The 19665-nt window shown below is 36.8% G+C and carries 18 protein-coding genes; 11 read left to right on the top strand and 7 right to left on the bottom strand.

Going from position 1 to position 19665, the window contains the following annotated elements; translation table 11 throughout:
• Window positions 1–81 precede the first annotated feature (81 nt).
• The 3 genes from AACV01_RS14580 (at window position 82) to AACV01_RS14570 (ending at window position 3726) form a co-directional block, all read left to right on the top strand.
• Entirely contained in the window at window positions 82–1617 is a 1536-nt protein-coding gene (locus AACV01_RS14580) for a peptide MFS transporter (RefSeq protein WP_004250754.1), read from the top strand.
• 806 nt (window positions 1618–2423) lie between these two features.
• On the top strand, window positions 2424–3203 hold the full coding sequence (locus AACV01_RS14575) for a PhzF family phenazine biosynthesis protein (protein WP_036895248.1): 780 nt from the start codon (window positions 2424–2426) through the stop codon (window positions 3201–3203).
• A 100-nt stretch (window positions 3204–3303) separates the two neighbouring features.
• A complete protein-coding gene (locus tag AACV01_RS14570) occupies window positions 3304–3726 on the top strand; it encodes an acyl-CoA thioesterase (RefSeq protein ID WP_036971143.1) in 423 nt (140 codons plus the stop codon).
• Between the two features lie 229 nt (window positions 3727–3955).
• On the opposite strand, the gene AACV01_RS14565 is transcribed toward AACV01_RS14570, so the two are convergent.
• The 4 genes from AACV01_RS14565 to AACV01_RS14550 all read right to left on the bottom strand — a co-directional run bounded on the left by AACV01_RS14565 (window position 3956) and on the right by AACV01_RS14550 (window position 6959).
• Window positions 3956–4273, bottom strand: a complete 318-nt coding sequence (locus AACV01_RS14565) for a hypothetical protein (protein WP_004243593.1) — start codon at window positions 4271–4273, stop codon at window positions 3956–3958.
• Between the two features lie 152 nt (window positions 4274–4425).
• A complete protein-coding gene (locus AACV01_RS14560) occupies window positions 4426–5064 on the bottom strand; it encodes a CatB-related O-acetyltransferase (RefSeq protein ID WP_020945898.1) in 639 nt (212 codons plus the stop codon).
• A gap of 268 nt (window positions 5065–5332) precedes the next feature.
• Complete coding sequence (locus AACV01_RS14555; RefSeq protein WP_012368075.1) at window positions 5333–6424, bottom strand: NADH:flavin oxidoreductase/NADH oxidase; 1092 nt, start codon at window positions 6422–6424, stop codon at window positions 5333–5335.
• A gap of 268 nt (window positions 6425–6692) precedes the next feature.
• Window positions 6693–6959, bottom strand: coding sequence for a DUF2798 domain-containing protein (locus AACV01_RS14550; protein ID WP_012368076.1), 267 nt, complete (start codon window positions 6957–6959; stop codon window positions 6693–6695).
• Window positions 6960–7941: 982 nt separating this feature from the next.
• Here AACV01_RS14550 and AACV01_RS14545 point away from each other — a divergent pair.
• The gene (locus tag AACV01_RS14545) at window positions 7942–8607 is read left to right on the top strand and encodes a response regulator (RefSeq protein ID WP_004243597.1); all 666 of its coding nucleotides are present in this window, start codon (window positions 7942–7944) and stop codon (window positions 8605–8607) included.
• The gene (locus AACV01_RS14540) at window positions 8608–10011 is read left to right on the top strand and encodes an ATP-binding protein (protein WP_020945901.1); all 1404 of its coding nucleotides are present in this window, start codon (window positions 8608–8610) and stop codon (window positions 10009–10011) included. It begins immediately after the preceding gene.
• 56 nt (window positions 10012–10067) lie between these two features.
• On the opposite strand, the gene AACV01_RS14535 is transcribed toward AACV01_RS14540, so the two are convergent.
• Window positions 10068–10397, bottom strand: a complete 330-nt coding sequence (locus AACV01_RS14535) for an AzlD domain-containing protein (protein WP_004250741.1) — start codon at window positions 10395–10397, stop codon at window positions 10068–10070.
• A complete protein-coding gene (locus AACV01_RS14530) occupies window positions 10394–11056 on the bottom strand; it encodes an AzlC family ABC transporter permease (RefSeq protein ID WP_012368078.1) in 663 nt (220 codons plus the stop codon). Before AACV01_RS14530 ends, AACV01_RS14535 begins: the two co-directional genes overlap by 4 nt.
• Before the next feature lie 85 nt (window positions 11057–11141).
• Between AACV01_RS14530 and AACV01_RS14525 the strand changes: the two genes are divergently transcribed.
• Window positions 11142–11702, top strand: coding sequence for a helix-turn-helix domain-containing protein (locus tag AACV01_RS14525; protein ID WP_004250737.1), 561 nt, complete (start codon window positions 11142–11144; stop codon window positions 11700–11702).
• 62 nt (window positions 11703–11764) lie between these two features.
• Here AACV01_RS14525 and AACV01_RS14520 read toward each other — a convergent pair whose 3' ends face one another.
• Window positions 11765–12622 (bottom strand): D-amino-acid transaminase, encoded by an 858-nt coding sequence (locus tag AACV01_RS14520; RefSeq protein WP_104836534.1) that lies wholly within the window; start codon window positions 12620–12622, stop codon window positions 11765–11767.
• A gap of 186 nt (window positions 12623–12808) precedes the next feature.
• On the opposite strand from AACV01_RS14520, the gene AACV01_RS14515 reads away from it, so the two are divergent.
• The 5 genes from AACV01_RS14515 (at window position 12809) to AACV01_RS14495 (ending at window position 19556) form a co-directional block, all read left to right on the top strand.
• Window positions 12809–13387 carry an HdeD family acid-resistance protein gene (locus tag AACV01_RS14515; protein WP_004243604.1) on the top strand — a complete coding sequence of 193 codons (579 nt, stop codon included), beginning with the start codon at window positions 12809–12811 and terminating at the stop codon, window positions 13385–13387.
• A 711-nt stretch (window positions 13388–14098) separates the two neighbouring features.
• The gene (locus tag AACV01_RS14510; RefSeq protein WP_004250735.1) at window positions 14099–15355 is read left to right on the top strand and encodes a mechanosensitive ion channel family protein; all 1257 of its coding nucleotides are present in this window, start codon (window positions 14099–14101) and stop codon (window positions 15353–15355) included.
• 353 nt (window positions 15356–15708) lie between these two features.
• Window positions 15709–18147: a DMSO/selenate family reductase complex A subunit gene (locus AACV01_RS14505; protein ID WP_012368081.1), complete on the top strand. Its 2439-nt coding sequence runs from the start codon at window positions 15709–15711 to the stop codon at window positions 18145–18147.
• 11 nt (window positions 18148–18158) lie between these two features.
• Entirely contained in the window at window positions 18159–18776 is a 618-nt protein-coding gene (locus tag AACV01_RS14500; protein WP_004243609.1) for a DMSO/selenate family reductase complex B subunit, read from the top strand.
• Between the two features lie 3 nt (window positions 18777–18779).
• Complete coding sequence (locus AACV01_RS14495; protein WP_004243611.1) at window positions 18780–19556, top strand: dimethyl sulfoxide reductase anchor subunit family protein; 777 nt, start codon at window positions 18780–18782, stop codon at window positions 19554–19556.
• Window positions 19557–19665 lie beyond the last annotated feature (109 nt).

The following is a 19665-nucleotide window of genomic DNA, read 5'->3' as shown; positions in this document are numbered from 1 at the left end:
ATAATTCTGTATTGCCTTCTACTGATATTTTGTTCTTTTTACTTGCAAACGACCTGCAAAGGTTTTTTTTGGGAATTTAAGATGCAATCTACTCACTCAAAATCAAGCCGAACCTTTTTTGGCCATCCATACCCTTTAAGCTCTCTGTTCTTCACAGAAATGTGGGAGAGATTTTCTTTCTACGGTATTCGCCCATTATTAATCCTATTTATGGCTGCAACCGTTTATGAAGGTGGTATGGATATTCCTCGAGAGCAGGCATCTGCTATTGTGGGAATTTTTGCTGGTGGTGTTTATTTAACATCATTGCCAGGAGGTTGGCTGGCTGATAATTGGTTGGGACAACGTCTTGCGGTTTGGTATGGCTCTATCTTTATTGCATTAGGGCACCTTTCTATCGCACTTTCAGCGTTTTGGTCTCAGAACCTATTTTTTATCGGCTTATTGCTTATCGTATTAGGTACAGGCCTATTTAAAACCTGTGTCACTGTTATGGTGGGAACCCTGTATAAAAAAGATGATACACGCCGCGATGGTGGTTTCTCCTTGTTTTATATGGGGATCAATATGGGCTCATTTATCGCACCACTGATCACCGGCTTCTTAGTCCGTGATTATGGCTGGCATTGGGGCTTTGGTATTGGTGGTATTGGTATGCTAGTTGCACTACTGATCTTCCGCTTTTATGCCGTACCGACAATGCGTCGCTTTGATAAAGAAGTTGGCTTAGATTCAAGTTGGGATCGCCCTACTGTTGTGCGTCGTAATGTCGGACAATGGGTATTAGCACTTGCTGTGATATTAATTGCCATTGTTGGTTTAATTATTTCAGGCACTATTCCATTTAATCCGGTTATTGTTGCCAATTTTATGGTTTATGTGATCTCCGGCAGTGTTATCGCCTACTTTATCTATTTATTCCTATTTGCAGGATTAAGTAGTAGTGACCGTTCTCGCCTGTTTGTTTGCTTCCTATTATTAGTTTCAGCGGCACTGTTCTGGTCTGCATTCGAACAAAAACCAACCTCATTTAACTTATTTGCTAACGACTATACTGATCTAAATTTTATGGGCTTTGAGATCCCTGCGGTTTGGTTCCAGTCCGTCAATGCGCTATTTATTATTATTCTTGCCCCTGTATTTAGCTGGTTATGGCCAATGCTAGCACGCAACAATATGAATTTAAGTAGCATGAGCAAATTTGTGATTGGTATTTTATTCGCTGCAGGTGGCTTTACCGTCATGATGTACGCCTCTGAAAGCGTGCTTGCAACAGGCAGCGGTGTTTCACCATTATGGTTAATTTCCAGTATTTTATTGCTGACCCTAGGTGAATTATGTTTAAGCCCTATAGGACTTGCGACGATGACCATTTTAGCGCCAGCAAGAATGCGTGGACAGGTTATGGGTTTATGGTTCTGTGCGAGTGCATTAGGTAACTTAGCCGCAGGTTTAATGGGTGGAAATATTCGTCCTGATAAACTTGATGTTATGCCTGATTTCTTCTCTCACGTCTCTATAGCATTGGTTATTTGTGCTGTTGTTCTTGCAGCATTAATTATTCCTGTGCGTAAACTGTTACAAAGTGCAGATGATAAAGAGAATGCGCAAGCATAATGAGTTTTAGGTAACATTTTTTACCCTATAACTCAACTACGCTCCTCAAATTAGACACTTCTACTCTAATTTGGGGAGTTTTTTTATAAAAATAAAATATAAATGCAAAGTTCTATATAGAGATACACCACAGATATTAGAAATAAAGAAAAGAGGTCTCACAGACTATATCCTGAAAGTGACAATAAAAAATGATATCATAGAAGCAAAATTTACGAGATAATGCTTCAATAGAAAATTTTCGTTCTGCTTAAAATGGAGTCTTTTAATTAAATAAATTAAAAATTTTAACTTTTAAAGACTATTCAATAAGATAGGACAAGCCATATGCTAAATACAAAAGAAAAAAACATATTGAGAAATATAGAAAAAAGTGTTTTATGTAGGAATATAAAATTTAATATAAAGTGTAATTTACAAACTACTTTCTTTACAATAGTTTTCTCTCTTTTCTTTATTTTTAGTAAAAGTATAACTCTTACACTACAAAGTAAAATATCAATTAGCTTATTAATCGTTCTATTTGTATATTTATTTGGATCATGGCATTCATTCCGAAATATAAAGCTAGCAACAAAATTGACAATTATATATATAAAAATAAAATTAAAAAAACTCGTTAATAATCTTAGTTCTTCATGAAAATTAAATTAACCCTGTACAGATAAAACTTTCCTCATCGAGTTGAACTAACGTTTACTAAGAGTTTGCTACCTCCTACTTCTTATTTTTACTTCCAGCCACTTTTTATCACTCTTTTGCTCTGCTAAATTGTTTCTTCTTCCTCTTTCCGATTAAGGTACTTTATGAACACGCTTCCCATTTATTATGTTAACGCTTTTACTTCAACACCTTTTTCCGGAAATCCGGCTGCGGTTATTTTGTTAGATAAATGGCTACCCGATGACACACTACTTAAATTAGCCAATGAAATTGGTTTACCAGAAACGGCTTTTTTAGTTGCCAATCATATTCGCTGGTTTACGCCTAAAGTAGAAGTTCCCCTATGTGGGCATGCGACTTTAGCCACAGCTTTTGTATTAAAAACGATTAACAAAGCACCTGCGACAAGCTTTAAATTCCATTCTCTGTCTGGAGAGCTCACGGTATCTTGTCACTCTTCAAGTTTTACTCTCGATTTTCCTCAAGTACCTGCATCATTAAATCCAACCATAAAACCGTCATTAGAAACGGCACTAAACATAGATATTGAAGAAGTTTGGCAATCTCACGACAGATATACCTGCTTTGTGGCTGATCCTAACAAGGTTATTGATTATCAACCTGACTTTAATGCTATAACACAACTACCACTTCCCGGTGTAATATTGACGGCGAAAGGTCATGCGCCTTTTGATTTTATTTCACGCTTTTTTGCACCACGTAAAGGAGTTAATGAAGATCCAGTAACTGGCACTTCACATTGTGTATTAGCACCAATTTGGGCAAAAAAATTAAACAAAGATAAATTAAATGCCAGACAAGTTTCCGCGAGGGGAGGCAATATACAGTGTGAACTCAAACAAGAGCGCTTATTGCTTACTGGTGATGCTGTACTATTTTTAACCGGTGAAATAACCTTTTAAAATTAAAGAGGAATATCATCTATTCCTCTCCTTTGCTTTCATTTTTCTCTATTTTATACTTTAGGATCATCCCTACTGTATAGAAAGATAAGGTTTTATTATGTCCACAACGGATTTATCTCTAGAGTTGCAAGATAAAATTAAACGCTCAATCACCCGCGTCTCTAAAGTTATTTTTCCAACCACCACCAATCATCACTCCACACTCTTTGGCGGAACGGCATTAGCATGGATGGATGAAGTCTCTTTTATTACCGCTACGCGCTTTTGCCGTAAACGTTTAGTGACAGTTTCTACAGAGAAAATTAATTTTAATCACCCTATTCCCTCTGGCACCATTATTGAATTAGTTGGTGAGGTAATACGTGTCGGGCGTACCAGTCTAACGGTAAATGTTTCTATTTTTCTCGAAGATATGTATGCTGAAGGACGAGAAGAAGTGATCCACGGCCAATTTAATTTTGTTGCCGTTGATGAGCATGGTAAGCCAACCCCTTTATTCGATAAACCATCGCTTTTATAACCGCTAATCTGTCGTTTTATTCTTCAAATTAAAAACGACAGATTTTATTATGCTGTGGGTTAATTAATATCGTCCGATTTTATTTGATCAGATAAATCTTTGTGGATACTTTTCAATCACATGAAAATATCAAATAAAATCAATGGGTAAATTGATTACTCACATGTAAAGCAAGAGTTATCCACAGTTAATGTGGATAACAAGAAAGACGTTGCAACAACTTTAGCCGTTAAATAACACAAATTTTTATCACTTCAAATTCAATTTGGCATACAGTCAACTTTGCCCCCGTGATTGCACTTTCAGCCATCACTATCTCTGTTGATGATTGATAACGGCGACACACCTCTAGAGCTAATTCAATACTGGGCTCAATTAATAAAATAGCACCGATATTTTCAACCGTCGTCGGAAAATCACTCTCTGAGGAGATGGTATAGAGTAAAGATTGCTGATCTTGGGCAATTTGTTGCGCTTTATCTGTTGCGGCTTGATTAACTCTTTGTTGTTTAGCGGAGTCACCGCCACCAGAATGCAGGTAGATCATCGCTTCCTCATAAAAATATCAATAATAATTAATTTTTGCTATGTAAAAAACCATCAATATCTGTCGATATAAAGGCCGTTTATATGTAATTAGATAACACAATGATAATCAACAAAAAGCCTTTAATAACAATATTATTAAAGGCTTTAGTTCTATTTCATATCTTGGTTATATTGCGTATGAGCAGTTAACAGCTTATCAATTGAAGCTTGGCATAAATAAGGTTTTAATGCGGCAAACTTTTTCTCTGGCCAACTATAAATATTTAAAGATAAAAGTTGTTCTATCACTTTTGGTTCAAAGCGGTATTTAACATGCTTAGCCGGTATTCCACCAACGATACTATAAGGAGCAACATCTTTTGTCACTACACTATTTGCTGCGATAATAGCCCCTTCACCAATAGTAACGCCAGGCATAATCATGGCCCGCATACCTATCCATACACCATCGTGAATATAAGTATCACCTTTACCAATATAGGCTTCTTTAATATTGTCTAAAAATGGATAAAGAGAAAACCAATCCATACGATGAGTATGATTGCCCCCCATCAAAATAACCGCTTCAGCACCAATACAAACATAGTCACCGATATATAATTTATCGATTTCCCATAAGGGTTCCCACTGAAGGCTAATTTCATCGCCATAAAGGTAACGCACTACAGATGCTTCAAAGCCATTATCCCAACAATCACTGTAATAGCTATGCTGACCTTTAATAATAATATTCTTATTTTTTACTGTTTCGTGTAAATATTCGACACGTGACCAATGTTTCGTGTTCATACTATGACTCGCTATAAATTAATGAGCCATCAAAGAATGCTGTATTCTTTGATGATGTGTCCGCATTCCAAAACACATCATGACTAAGCAATCCGTGGTTGTAACAATAACGGATTTTGAACCTTATCCATTCCTTACACTCCTTCACCATTATTATGAATATCTATAATAATGTGACATAGAAAAACCACAAAGTTGCAACTTGTTAACTATTTTTCCAGCAACTCTGTGGTTTTAAAAATACATTATCTTCTAGCTATCAACTATGCTATTTAAAAAAATCTTTACTACCATGTGGCGCACAACGCAAATATTGCGGAGCGACTTTAATAGTCTGCTTTAACTTTTCAGCCGCATGCCAAGGCCAACGAGGATCATAAAGTATTCCTCTGCCTAATGCGATAAAATCAGCTTGTTCAGTCAGTAAAATAGCTTCTGCTTGCTCTGGCTCTGTAATTAATCCAACCGCAATCACGGGTAATTGTGTTTCATTATAGATGGCTTGAGCAAAAGGAACCTGATAATTAGGTCCTAGCTTGATGGCTTGTTTGTCTGATAAGCCACCGGAAGAAACATGAATATAGTGGCAACCGAGATCTTCAAGATGTTGAGTTAATGCAATAGAACTTTCCAGATCCCATCCTCCCTCAACCCAATCAGTCGCCGATATTCTTACTCCCACACACATTTTGTCAGAGACTGCTTTTTTGACTGCAGTAAAAACATCAATTAACAAGCGGCTACGATTATTAAAATCACCGCCATACTGATCGGTGCGATGGTTTGATAATGGTGATAAGAATTCATGCAGTAAATAACCATGAGCACCATGTATCTCAATAACATCAATACCTGCTGACTCAGCTCTTTTAGCTGCTTCAACAAATGCGTTTTTTATCTTTTCAATCTCATCAATTGTTAATGCTTGAGGCTGATGATATTGACCAAAAGCAATACTAGAAGGTGCTACTTTTTGCCAGCCATTCTCATCATCAGGAGCCAATGATTTTCCACCTTCCCATGGCAACGATGTTGATGCTTTTCGCCCCGCATGAGCCAACTGTATACCTATTTTAGCATTAGTATGCTGTTTTATATCGCTAATAAGCTGTTTTAATGCGCGACCATGTTCCTCAGACCATAATCCGAGATCTTTATAGCTAATTCTACCTCGAGGCTCTACCGCCGTCGCTTCTATAATCACTAAAGCGGCACCTGATAATGCTAATTGCCCATAGTGCATTGTATGCCAAGATGTGGGTATTCCATCTTGCGCAGAATATTGGCACATTGGTGCAACAATAATACGGTTGTCTAATTGATGAGGTCCTAATTTATTAGGCGTAAATAACAAACTCATGCAAAGCCTCCTGCTATATAAGCAATGAGACAAAAATCATTTTTATCTTATGGTTACGATTAAAAATAATTATTTGCCCTCTATCTAGTTTTAAATGAACCATCACTATAACTTAATAAGGCTAACGCATTAAATGACATAACGCGATAACCTATCTCACAGAGTGCTAAGAAAAACAGACTTCAATGGCTGATCCTAATACAACATCTAATAAAATAGCGGTATTAGATGCCATATTAGGTTATAACGCATTATAGGATATGAAATATTAATGTGGTTTTACTAATAAGAGTGATAGCTTTCTTGCAAAGGGTAAAACGAATAAAACGGTTGGAAACGCAATCATCCAAGATACCCCCCATGAAGAGAACCAAGGTGCAAACATAAGGCTATTTAAGCCCATTGTTTTTGCTGTACTAATAAAAGAAACAATGCCACACATCACAAAAGATAGGAAAAACGGAACCAGAAAAATCATGGCTCTTGGTGGCAATTTAGGTATACCCAAAATATTATTTTTATCTTGAAAAAACATAGAAAAGACCCCAATAAAAACGTGTACTACGGCATATAACCGCCAATACAACAGGCGAATACCCATAAAGGTAAAAAAATTAAGTTATATGCGTTGATTAACGTAAACGCTTACGAGTCTTGTAGACTAGACCGATGCTAGTATATAAATGAAAGTATTTTTGTCAAGTAAACTATTATCATTATCATTTGATAAAAACAATAGAATTCATGAATAACTTAAGTGAATCTTTATCTTTCAACAGAACTACACCAAGGGTATAACATTATTACTCATATTTTGAGTTAATTTTTACCCAATACATTTTATCGGTGAAATGCTCCCTGAGGAGGGGAGCATTTCTGACACAGAACGATTTAATTAATATTAAAAGTGATCATCTAATTGCATATTAATTCCTTTTAATAACAGTGTTTATTCCAATTAAATTGCATAATTTTATTTAGAATATTGAAATGCATAGGGTAAATAAATTAATTAACTCTGATACAACACACTTATCTTACTATATTGTTTTTTATCTAATAGTAAGAAAAGATCGCCTCTTATCTCATATTCAATATGATAAAATTATATTTTCGATATTATCCATTTTCATACAACATATTTATTATCTGCTTATTTATAATTAATGCCTTTATTTTCTATTATTAATAGAATTAATATTATCAATTTACGTTAATGCATTACTTTCTATGAGTTAACTCTTTGGTTATATTGAAATTTAAAATAATACAGTTCGGCAATAAATGTCATCATCATCATAAAAGCAAGTATTTATTTATCACCTCTACAAAAGATTCATGTAGAAAGTGATTATTTTATTACTTAAACACCTTACTTTCAGTAAAAATACATATTTAATAATATATTATCTAATATTAAGAGTTGATTAATCACACTTAGCTTTATCTTTTATTATATTGCTCAAACTTTATTTGCCTTTTATACTTTCTTAAAGCATATTTTGATAGGTGTTATTATGAATATTTTATTAGTTGAAGACGATCTGCAATTGGGAAAGGCGCTCTGTCGTGGTTTAGAAATTGCTGGTTTTCAGCCCTGCTGGGTAAGATTGCTTGCGGATGCACGTGTTCAATTAAACCAAAAAGCCTTTGATTTAATGTTGCTTGATCTAGGTCTTCCTGATGGTGATGGTCAAGATGAACTTATCGCACTAAGAAAAAGTGGTGAAAAAATACCCATTATTATTTTGACGGCTCGTACTCAAATAGATAACTTAGTACAAACATTAGATTCAGGTGCCGACGATTTCTTACCAAAACCTTTTGCTATGCCTGAATTAATTTCTCGTGTAAAAGCCGTAAGTCGCCGTATGGCCGGTTTCTCTTCACAGATTTGGTCTATTGGTGATTTACAGCTTAATCCCTCGAATCATCAAGTCACTTTAAATGGTGAACTATTGTTATTATCAGGTAAAGAGTACCAGTTATTATATGAGCTGATGCGCAATACAGATAATGTAGTACGTAAATCTGATTTAGAACAACGCTTATTTGGCTTAGATGACAAAATTGAAAGTAACTCACTTGAAGTTCATATGCACAACTTACGTCGTAAAATAGGCAAAGAGCGTATTATTACGGTTCGCGGTATCGGTTATCTCTTAAAAAAAGAAGTGAACTAAATGAAGATCCGCTCTTTCTTTATTTATACTATCTTTCTACAAACGATATCTATCGTGATGCTATGGGGCGTTTGGTTAGCTTGGATAGAATTTGATTATCTTGCTGACTTTGAAACTATCTACAATAAGCAACAAGAAATTATTGCTGAAGGATTTGCCAATACACTCGAAACGGTTTCCTCTCAACCCGAGACAGTAAAACAGATAGCTCACCATTTACAAAACATGTATATCGATACCATGCTTAATGGTGAGGATGATGATTTACACTATTTACCTTGGTTTATTGTCTTAAATAAAGATAATGATCTGATTTATACCAATAGACCGGAACTTTCTCTGCCTAAACGGGTACTGTCGCTTGCCTCTGAAAAAATCTCTGTGGCTGGGGAGAAATGGTATTTATCTTATAGTTGGGGAAAACAACATAAAATTAAAGTTTTTATTGGTGAATCCGTCGAAGATAGAGGACATGTCATTGGTAACCCTATTTCCGGTACTTTTGTGCCCTTCCTATTTATTTTAGCAACGGTGATCTTGGCTATCTTAATTACTGCTTATTTTAGTTTGCGCCCTTTAAGACAAGCCGCAGAGCTGATTTCTAACCGAAAACCTCGTAATTTAACGCCAATTAATGTCGGACAACAATTTAAAGAGATCCGCCCTATCTTTAAAGAGCTTAACCAATTAATGGCAAGAATAGATGCGGCTAATATTAGAGAAAAACAATTTATGGCTGATGCGGCTCATGAGCTAAGAACCCCAATTGCCGCAGTGATTGCCCAATTACACATTCTCTCTTTAGTCGATGAAAAGCAGGAGCGAGAAGAAATTATTGAAGATATGAAACAATCTCTGGATAGAGCCGCCGCACTTTCCCACCAGCTTATTGATTTAGCAAGATTAGAGTGTGACGATTTCCCTATAAAAATAGAATCCTTTGATGTTTATAATATTATTGGTAATGCTATTGCTCAGCGCGTGCCCTATGCCTTAACAAAAAATATTGAGCTATCTTTAAATGAAGGTATGTCACTTAAAATAGAAACAGATAAACAAGCACTACTGTCTATTTTTAATAACTTATTGGATAATGCAATCAAATATTGCCCCAATAATAGTCAAGTCGAAGTGACTATTGAACATAAAGATAACCATCATCTCAATATTATTCTGCGTGATAATGGACCAGGAATTGCACCAGAGTATATTAGCTCACTATTTTCCCGTTTTTATCGTGTTCCGGGATCACAAGGGACGGGCAGTGGTTTAGGCTTATCTATTGCACAAAATCTCGCTGAAAAAATTCAAGCAACCATTTCCATTACTGAAGGGCTACACAATAAAGGTATTGGTTTTATTATTACCTTACCGTTAAAAATTAAACCACTAGATAACGAGTAAATATATTATAGGAGGCCTTTGCCTCCTATAATTTTAGTTAAAACTATTAGTTATGCTTATCCCCACAAAGTGGCTATCCAACGTAGCATCGCGGTAATAATAGCAGCACTTAATACCACCAAAATAAAAGGTTTCTTTTTCCAAGTTAAAACGCCTGCAACACCCACACCAATAATCTTGGCAATATCAGCGAGTTGGTCACCATCAAAAAAAGTAGATGTCATTGCAACCGAAAATAAGATCACGATTGCTGAAAGTGAAAACATTTCTTTGACCCGCTCAGACATCCCCGTTTTATTATTTAATAAGATACCGGAGATGCGCATGGCATAAGTTCCTACGGCTAAAATAGCGATACCTGCGATAAGTGAAGTTGTTGAGATCATATTTTTCTCACCACAAATAAAACGCCTAACAAGGATAATAAAACCGGTATTCCCGCAGGGAGAAACAGTGTCGTTGCTAAGGCAATCACACTACCAATAATAGCGGCTTTTCGTGTTAATTTATTTTTCAATGCCGGTAAACTTAGTGCCAAAATAATCGCTGGGAACATCGCATCTAAACCAAGCATTTTTATATCAACAATAAAAGAGCCTAAATAAACACCTAGCATAGTACCTAACGGCCACATCAGTAAAATGCCTAATCCACAAGCCCAAAATGCTAATCTATTTTGCTCAGCAGTCGATTGAGATAACCCAAAAACCACACTTTCATCATTTAATACATGAAAGCCTAATAGTGATTTAATCCCTTTTCCGGGTAACTCTTTCACCGCCATACTAAAAGGGATGTGCCTTGCATTGACCATTAAGCCAGCGAGTGCCGCATAGATGGCGCTTCCTCCCATCGCAACCACTCCGATAAATAGAAATTCAGAAGCCCCTGCTAAAACAAAAATCGATAACGAAAGGGGTACCCAAAAATCGAAACCTTGAGTATGTGCTAAAGCACCATAAGATATTCCAACGATCCCATCCGCTAATGAAACAAGCAGAATATCTCTAAGTACGTTATTATCTAGACGACTGTTAATATGCATAAAAAAACGTATTATTTATTGAACGATTTGTTCATTATGTTGAACGATGTATTTTTTTGCAAGCTGATTTTTGAAGGAAACTATGATGTCATCACCTTCGGCACCCATTGAAATTATTTCTCAATCCATTGCTAGAGAAAGAAAAAAAGCAGGTCTTTCACTTGCAGAAATCGCAAGGCGAGCGGGGATCGCAAAGTCAACGTTATCTCAATTAGAAGCGGGACAAGGTAATCCAAGTATCGAAACTTTATGGGCTATTTGCGTCGCACTCAATATTCCGTTTTCACAACTGATTTCCTCACCTAAACCAGAAGTTAAAGTGATCCGCAAAGGTGATGGATTTAAAATTAGTGCAGAAAAGGCCTATTACCATGCCTTTTTATTGTCATCTTGCCCCAATGGCGCGAAGCGCGATATTTATACGGTTATTGCTCAACCGGGTAAAGATAGAGTGTCAGATCCTCATAGTAAAAATGTCACAGAACATATTCTTATAATTAGCGGTCGTGCCATTGTCGGTACTTTAGATAATCAACAAGAGTTATCTCCCGGTGACTATATTTGTTACCCTGGTGACGTTACTCATGTGCTACGTGCATTAGAGCCAGATACTACCGCTGTCATGATCATTGAACATCACAATTAGTGACAATGGTATTATCGCACTGATTTTTCGGATAAAGTCAAAATCAGTGCGATAAAAATTTACTATGGTTTAACACCGGCTTTCTCAAGATAAATCTCTCTTAAGCGTTGTGATAACGCCCCTACCTTACCTTGATTTATTTTTTCATTATCAATGGAGATCACCGGCCAAATTAAGGTCGTCGCTGAACTAATAAAAGCCTCTTTGGCTTGTTTCGCTTCTTCGAGTGTAAATAAACGCTCAATGATGGTGAGTTTTTGCTCTTTGGCTAACTGAATAATCGCTTGTCGCGTGATCCCCGGTAAAATATCTTGGCTTAATGGGCGAGTGATAATTTCATCTTGCTGATTAACAATAAAGAAATTGCTTGAACTCCCTTCGGTGATATAGCCCTCTTTGATAAAAATAGCATCATCAGCACCTTGCTGATGCGCATGATGTTTAGCTAAACATGCAGCAAGTAATGCCACCGTTTTAATATCACAGCGTTGCCAACGAATATCCTCAACACTTACGACAGAAATTCCTTTGCTTGCATTAGGATGATTTACCACCGTTGAGTGTTGAACAAATAGCACCAATGTAGGAACGACTGATGAAGACGGGAAATCAAAAAAACGTGATGAATCGGCGCCACGAGTGACTTGTAAATAGATAAGTCCTTCATGCAGATGGTTCTTATCTATCAATTGCTCGTGGATCTCTTTTAATTGCTCTTTGGTTAATGAAAAAGGCATTGATAATGCTTTGCACGAGCGCTGTAAACGTTGAAAATGCCCTTCAAAATCAATTAATTGTCCGTTAATAACGGCGGTAACTTCATAAACGGCATCAGCAAATAAGAAACCTCGATCAAAAACAGAGATATTAGCTTGTTCTTTAGGTACAAATTGGTTATTTAAATACACAATCTCAGACATTTTACCTCCGTGATAAATTGTATTAACCTTGATAACTTTTCACCACACTACTCTTTCACATTACTATTTCAAATGCTACTGACTTTCTAATACAAATCTTTAATGACCTTTTTCTTTAAAGAATTCCTGTTATATAGCTAAAAATTGCTATAATTTGCGATAAGGATTACAAATTAAGAGGTTGTTATGTTAGACATTAATAAAAATAATTTATCTCAGCTAACAGAGAAACTCGTTAAAAAGCAGTGTACTTTAATGAGTATCATTGCCATGCTGGGATTACTTGCGGGTATTATCTGTATTATTAACCCTTTTTCTTCAGGGGTCGTGGTCAGTGTTTTCCTCGGTGTGGTGTTTTTTGCTTGTGCAATAACCAGCATAATGGCGGCCTTTAATAGCCGGATCTCTTCTGGTTGGTCGATGTTAATTACTTTACTTGCTGGTTTTATCTATCTATTTTTAGGTTATATTTTTATTACCGATCCTTTAAATGGCATGTTAAGCCTTGCATTTATTATCGGTTATTTATTTATCTTTGCAGGAATACTCCGCTTAGTCCTCGGCTTTAAGCAAATTAAAGATAGCTTTTATGGCTGGTTTAATATTTTAGTGGGCTTTTTAGATCTTGTTTTAGCCTATTTCTTACTAGCTTTTGGCCCTGAAACTTCTATAACACTGGTGATGGCATTGATTGGTATACAACTTATTTTAAGTTCTATAACTATTCTATCAATAGCCAGTGCAATCAAGCGGATGACTCGTTAATTGCGTCTTAGTTTATAAGCTGTAGTTGAATGTTAGAGCCACTTAATGTGGCTCTAAAAGTAGCGGTGTATATATTTTATCCCAATTCGACAAAGCCAACCGAGACTACTTGTCAAATGCCCTTCCTTTTACTTCCTCATTTCTCTACTGCAATAGTTAGTTTAAAAAGACAATATCGCGAAAGGCGCAATAGAAAAAGTCAACTAAGCGCTATAAGCAGAAAAATAATTTTAAAACAATAAGATAGATATAAATTCAAACGTTCTTAAGCTATGGTTACCAACAAAAAATGCTTTCAATATAAAAAATAATTTAAAATTTAAAATATTTTTGTATAAAGCTATTGACTGTTATGAAAATGTGATTAGAATCAGTATCAGAAAATATTTGTGACGAGAATCACATTTTATTAATAGGATACTTAATATGAAATCAATGACTTCTTTTATTACTCATCTGCACCAAGTTGTTGTTAAATTATCTTCAACTCGTTTATTGTAATTCTTTGTATTAAAAAGAATAACTAAGCATAAAGCCAGAAAATGCACTCTATATCGCAAGAGGCACTATCTGGCTTTTATTTTCTATCCCTTTGATTTTTTCTTATCTTACTCTTCGCGCATCTTTAGTAACAAAAATTTCACTTGTTTGAACTAAAATCCCTCTTCTTGTACCCTAGTATTAAATCACCTTTTATGATGAGGATAGTTTATGCAGCAGCAACTGCTTACATGGATACGTCAGTTTAATGAAGAGTACGCTCAAATCACTTCTCTGTTACTTGTTTTATTGATCATTTTTGTTGTTGCTCTTGTTCTCCACTTTATTTTGCACAAACTTGTGCTACCTAAACTTTCAAAAGCTATCAGTAAATACGATCAAAAGTGGCAACTCTCTTTTGAAATTAATAAGTTATTCAGTCGATTTGCCTTTCTTATCCAAGGTGTAGTCATTAATATTCAAGCCTTATTATGGATGGGACCCGGTAAGACACAGGAGATATTAACCACTACAGCTCAAGCATGGTGTTTACTTTTCGGTTTATTGATGATTTTCTCAATTATGGATCTCTGTTTGCAGATCATGAGAAATTCCCCTTCTTTTGGCCGATTACCCCTTAGAGGTATTTTCCAAAGTTTAAAATTAGTCGCCAGCGTGCTGATTGGTATCATGATTGTTTCATTACTGATCGGTAAATCACCGCTTATTTTATTAAGTGGTTTAGGTGCCATGACTGCGGTGTTGATGTTGGTATTTAAAGATCCAATTATGGGACTTGTTGCCGGTATTCAACTCTCCGCCAATAATATGATTAGCTTGGGTGATTGGTTAGAAATGCCTAAATATGGTGCTGATGGTGCCGTAGTGGATATTAGCCTCACCACAGTAAAAGTACGTAATTGGGATAATACCGTTACGACCATTCCTACTTATTCTTTAATTTCTGATTCGTTTAAAAACTGGCAAGCGATGACACAATCAGGTGGGCGTCGAATTAAGCGCAGTTTATCTCTTGATATCAATAGTATTTACTTTTTAGATCAAGAGAATATTGATAAATTAGAAAAGGCACAGCTTCTTGAACCTTATATAAAAAGCAAAGTAGGTGAAATCTCCAGCTATAACGCTAGCCTTTGTCATGAGCATCAAATGCCACTTAATCAACGTGGTATGACGAATGTCGGTACATTTCGCGCTTACGTGGAAGCTTATCTAAAAAATCATCCGAAGATCCATAAACAGATGACCATTATGGTAAGACAGCTTGCCCCAACCTCTGAAGGGTTACCTATCGAAATTTATGCCTTTACCAATACAACCGTGTGGGTAGAGTATGAAGCTATTCAGTCCGATATTTTTGATCATATATTCGCTATTCTTCCTCAGTTTGGTTTACGAATACACCAATCACCAACAGGTAGCGATGTTAGAGCATTAAAATTCCCTACCAATATCGACACACCATAGCCCTAGCGTTCATTATTTAAAAGGGAGATTAATTCTCCCTTTTTTCTATTAAATAGATTAACAAATATTTATAATTATCGACTTTGTTATCATATTAACAATCTTGTTTTAGCCTATTTTTTTAAAATCGATATGTTATTTTTTATATATCGAATCACTGTTTCCACCTATATATTTGATATTTTATTTACCACTAAAGTGGTATTAACCGCAAAATGTAACCAATTGTTTAATAATTATTTTTTTAGATAACCTTATTAACATTTTTTATATTGATATAAATCATTATAGGTATAGGTGTAATAACTTAACATAGATATACAACTTTATTTGTTGTGAAAAATGTTAGGGTAATGTCAATGTCAAAAATTAAAAATAATGTTTCTATCACTGAAATGAGCCGGCGTGGCTTCATTCAGTCTGCAGCTGTTCTTTCTGGCGCTGCTGCTGTAGCTGGAACGGTATCATTACCTTTCTCTGCTAATGCTCAAACACCCCAGGGTATTCGTCCTGATGAGACGTCTGAAACCATCAAATACAGTGCATGCTTAGTGAACTGTGGTAGTCGTTGCCCATTAAAAGTTCATGTTAAAGATGGCGTGATCCGCCGTATTTCCAATGAAACCATGTTTGATGACTCAACCTTTGGTCTTCATCAGATCCGTCCTTGCTTACGTGGACGTTCCGTTCGTTGGAAAACTTATAATCCAGACCGTTTAAAATACCCCATGAAACGTGTCGGTAAACGTGGTGAAGGGAAATTCGAGCGTATCTCTTGGGATGAAGCGACTTCGATTATCGCGGATAAGCTAAAATATACTATAGATACCTATGGTAATGAGGCTATTTATTACCAATATGGTACTGGATCTACCGGGGCGAATTTACATGGTAGAACGGCCTGTAAACGTCTATTAAGTACAGTCGGTGGCTTCTTAAGTGACTACGGTACTTACTCTTATTCACAATTAACCGGCATCGTCCCTTATGTGTATGGTGATATGCTGGAATCTCTGTTAACAGAAATCGAAAACTCAGATCTGGTTGTGATGTTTGGTCATAATCTTGCTGAAACTCGTATGTCTGGCGGTGGTCAGTTCTATGAAACACTGAATGCGTTAGATAAGAGTAAAAGTAAAGTAATTATTATCGACCCGCGTCGTACTGATAGTGTCACAACATTAGGTGCAGAGTGGATCCCTATCTATCCGGGTACTGATGCTGCATTAGTGGCTGCGTTAGGTTATGTGATGATCCAAGAGGGCATCACTGATGAGGCATTTTTACGTGAATATTGCATCGGTTGGGATAAACAAACTCTGCCAGCCTCAGCACCTGAAAATGGCTCTTACAAAGACTATATTCTCGGTAATGGTCCTGATGGGATTGCTAAAACCCCTGAGTGGGCAAGTCAATTAACCGGAATTTCCGTTGCGCGTATTATTCAATTGGCACGTGAAATTGGTAATGCCAGAGCGGCGTGGATCTCCCAAGGCTGGGGTATTCAGCGTACCAGTAATGGTGAACAAGCTTGCCGTGCAATTATGATGTTGCCATTAATGTCTGGTCATATTGGTCGTCCTGGTACTAATACCGGATGTTGGGGCGGTAGCATTGAATACCCTGTCGCAAGTTTTGCCATACCAAATCCAGTAAAAACCCAGATCCCAACGTTTATGTGGTCTGAAGCGGTTGCTCGTGGTGAAGAATTAACCAGTAAAAATGCCGGTGTCAGAAATAAAGATAAGCTGGATACGGGCATTAAATTTATGTGGTGTTACTCCAGTAATGTGATTGGTAACCAGCATGCTGATCTCAATAAAACACATGAATTACTGCAAGATGAATCAAAATGTGAATTTATTTTAGTGTGGGATAACCACATGACACCATCAGCAAAATATGCCGATATTTTACTGCCTGATGTCACTACTGTGGAAACTAACGATCTTATCAATAACTCTTATGCAAGTGGTGCGTATCATTATATGGTGCGTTTACAAAATGCTATTGAGCCGTTATGGGAAAATCGTCCTAACTATGATGTATTGGCAGATATCGCTGAAAAATTAGGTGTTAAAGAGAAATTTACTGAAGGTAGAACCTACCAAGAGTGGATTGAGTATTGCTATAACCAAGTAAAAGCAAATAACCCAGCGCTTCCTTCTTTTGCTGAAACTAACGATATGGGGATTGTGGATAGAAAACTTCCTCCTCGTAGCGCTTATGTTGCATTAGAAGCATTTCGCCAAGATCCTATCGCCAACCCACTAAAAACAGCATCAGGTAAAATTGAAATCTATTCTGAGAAATTAATGCAAGACACTGAAGGTTGGATCTTACCAGAAGGTGATCGTATTCCTGCAATTCCAGAATATTGTAAAAATGAAGAAGGTGTTGAAAACGTTACCTTAAAAGAGAAGTTCCCACTGCAAATGACGGGCTTCCACGATAAAGGTCATGTCCACTCTACCTATTTTAACGTCGCAATGTTACGTGAAGCTATTCCTCATCAATTTTGGTTAAACCCCGTTGATGCGGCACAGCGTGGATTAAAATCTGGCGATATTGCTGAGATTTATAACGAACGTGGTCGCTTGCATATTCGTGTCAAAGTGACAGATCGTGTATTACCTGGTGTGATTGCAGTACCACAAGGTGCATGGCGTTCACTTGATACAACAGGTGTAGATACCGGTGGATGTATTAATACATTAACAAGCTGGCACCCATCGCCATTTGCTAAAGGAAATCCACAACATACTAACCTTGTTGAAGTGAAACGTGCATAAGGAGTTAACTCATGAAGCAATATGGTTTTTATTTTGACTCCACTAAATGCACTGGCTGTAAAACCTGTCAAGTCAGTTGCAAGGACGAAAAAGATTTAGATTTAGGCCCTAAATTCCGTCGTGTTTATGAATATGGCGGTGGTAGCTGGGCAAAACAAGACGGTATCTGGACACAAAATATTTATAGTTATTATTTATCAATTTCTTGTAACCACTGCTCTAACCCTACTTGCGTGGCAGGTTGCCCTACTGGCGCGATGCATAAACGTGAAGAAGACGGTTTAGTGGTTGTTAATCAAGATGTTTGTGTTGGATGCCGTTATTGTGAATTACGCTGCCCTTATGGCGCACCACAGTTTGATGAAAAGAAAAAATTGATGTCAAAATGTGATGGTTGCTATGAGCGGGTCGCCCAAGGTATGAAACCGGTCTGTGTTGAATCTTGTCCACAACGTGCACTGGATTTTGATGATATTGAAGTGATCAGAGCGAAACATGGTACAGAGTGTGGTATCGCACCAATGCCAGATCCAAGCTTAACTAACCCAAATATCGTGATAAAAGCACATAAAGATGCAAAACCTTCTGGTGATAAAACCGGCTCAGTTCAAAATGCGGCGGAGGTATAAACCATGCATGAACTTCCTCTTGTCTTTTTTACTGTTTTAGGCTCTAGCGCAGCAGGTCTGTTTCTGATCGCTTATATCAGTAAAAAGTTAGGTCAAATTGATGAACAACAACTGCGTAATGCCAATATTCTTGCTCTGATATTAATGCTTGTGGGCTTAGGTATTGGTGGATTACACGTAGGTCAGCCACTACGCTTTTTCAATATGTTATTAGGCGTGGGCCGTTCTCCAATGAGTAACGAAGCTTTTCTAAGTGGTGTATTTACTGGTTTTGCTTTTGCAACAGTGGCACTCACTATTATGAAAAAATGGCGGGGATTACGTGAAATTTGTAATCTATTTACCGTTATTTTTGGTTTAGCTTTTGTTTGGTCAATTCCGCAAGTTTACCATATTCCAACAATAGCTAACTGGAATACAGATTACACCACGTTACAGTTTTGGATGACGCTATTAATTGGCGGTGGGGTACTTGCGATGGTCAGTGGTGCAAGACGTTTAGGGGCATTGTCCTTTATTATCGGTGCCATAATTACCTTTGCCGCACGCTCCGGTTATGTCAGTTTCCTAAGCTTTAATGGCCCAGAATTAAGTGCTGAGCAATCACTGTTTTGGGGTTTCCAATTAGCAGTATTAGCATTAGGTATTGTGGTTGTCGGGTTTAGTGCATTAAAAGCGCAAACCTCAAAAGTGACCTTAGCCACTTGTGCCGCAGCGGTCGTAATTGCTGAATTATCCGGTCGCATTGCCTTTTATAACTTATGGCATATAACCATGTAATATGGGTTTTCTGTGCGATGACGCTTTATCATTATTGATTTATCATCATAAGCATAGTCATCGGCAAGAAACGAAAAACAAAATGCATATCTTTTTAGATATGCATTTT

The sequence above is a fragment of the Proteus sp. G2609 genome, assembly GCF_963896135.1.
Lineage (GTDB): Bacteria > Pseudomonadota > Gammaproteobacteria > Enterobacterales > Enterobacteriaceae > Proteus > Proteus mirabilis.
This window is presented reverse-complemented; position numbering and strand designations above follow the sequence as displayed.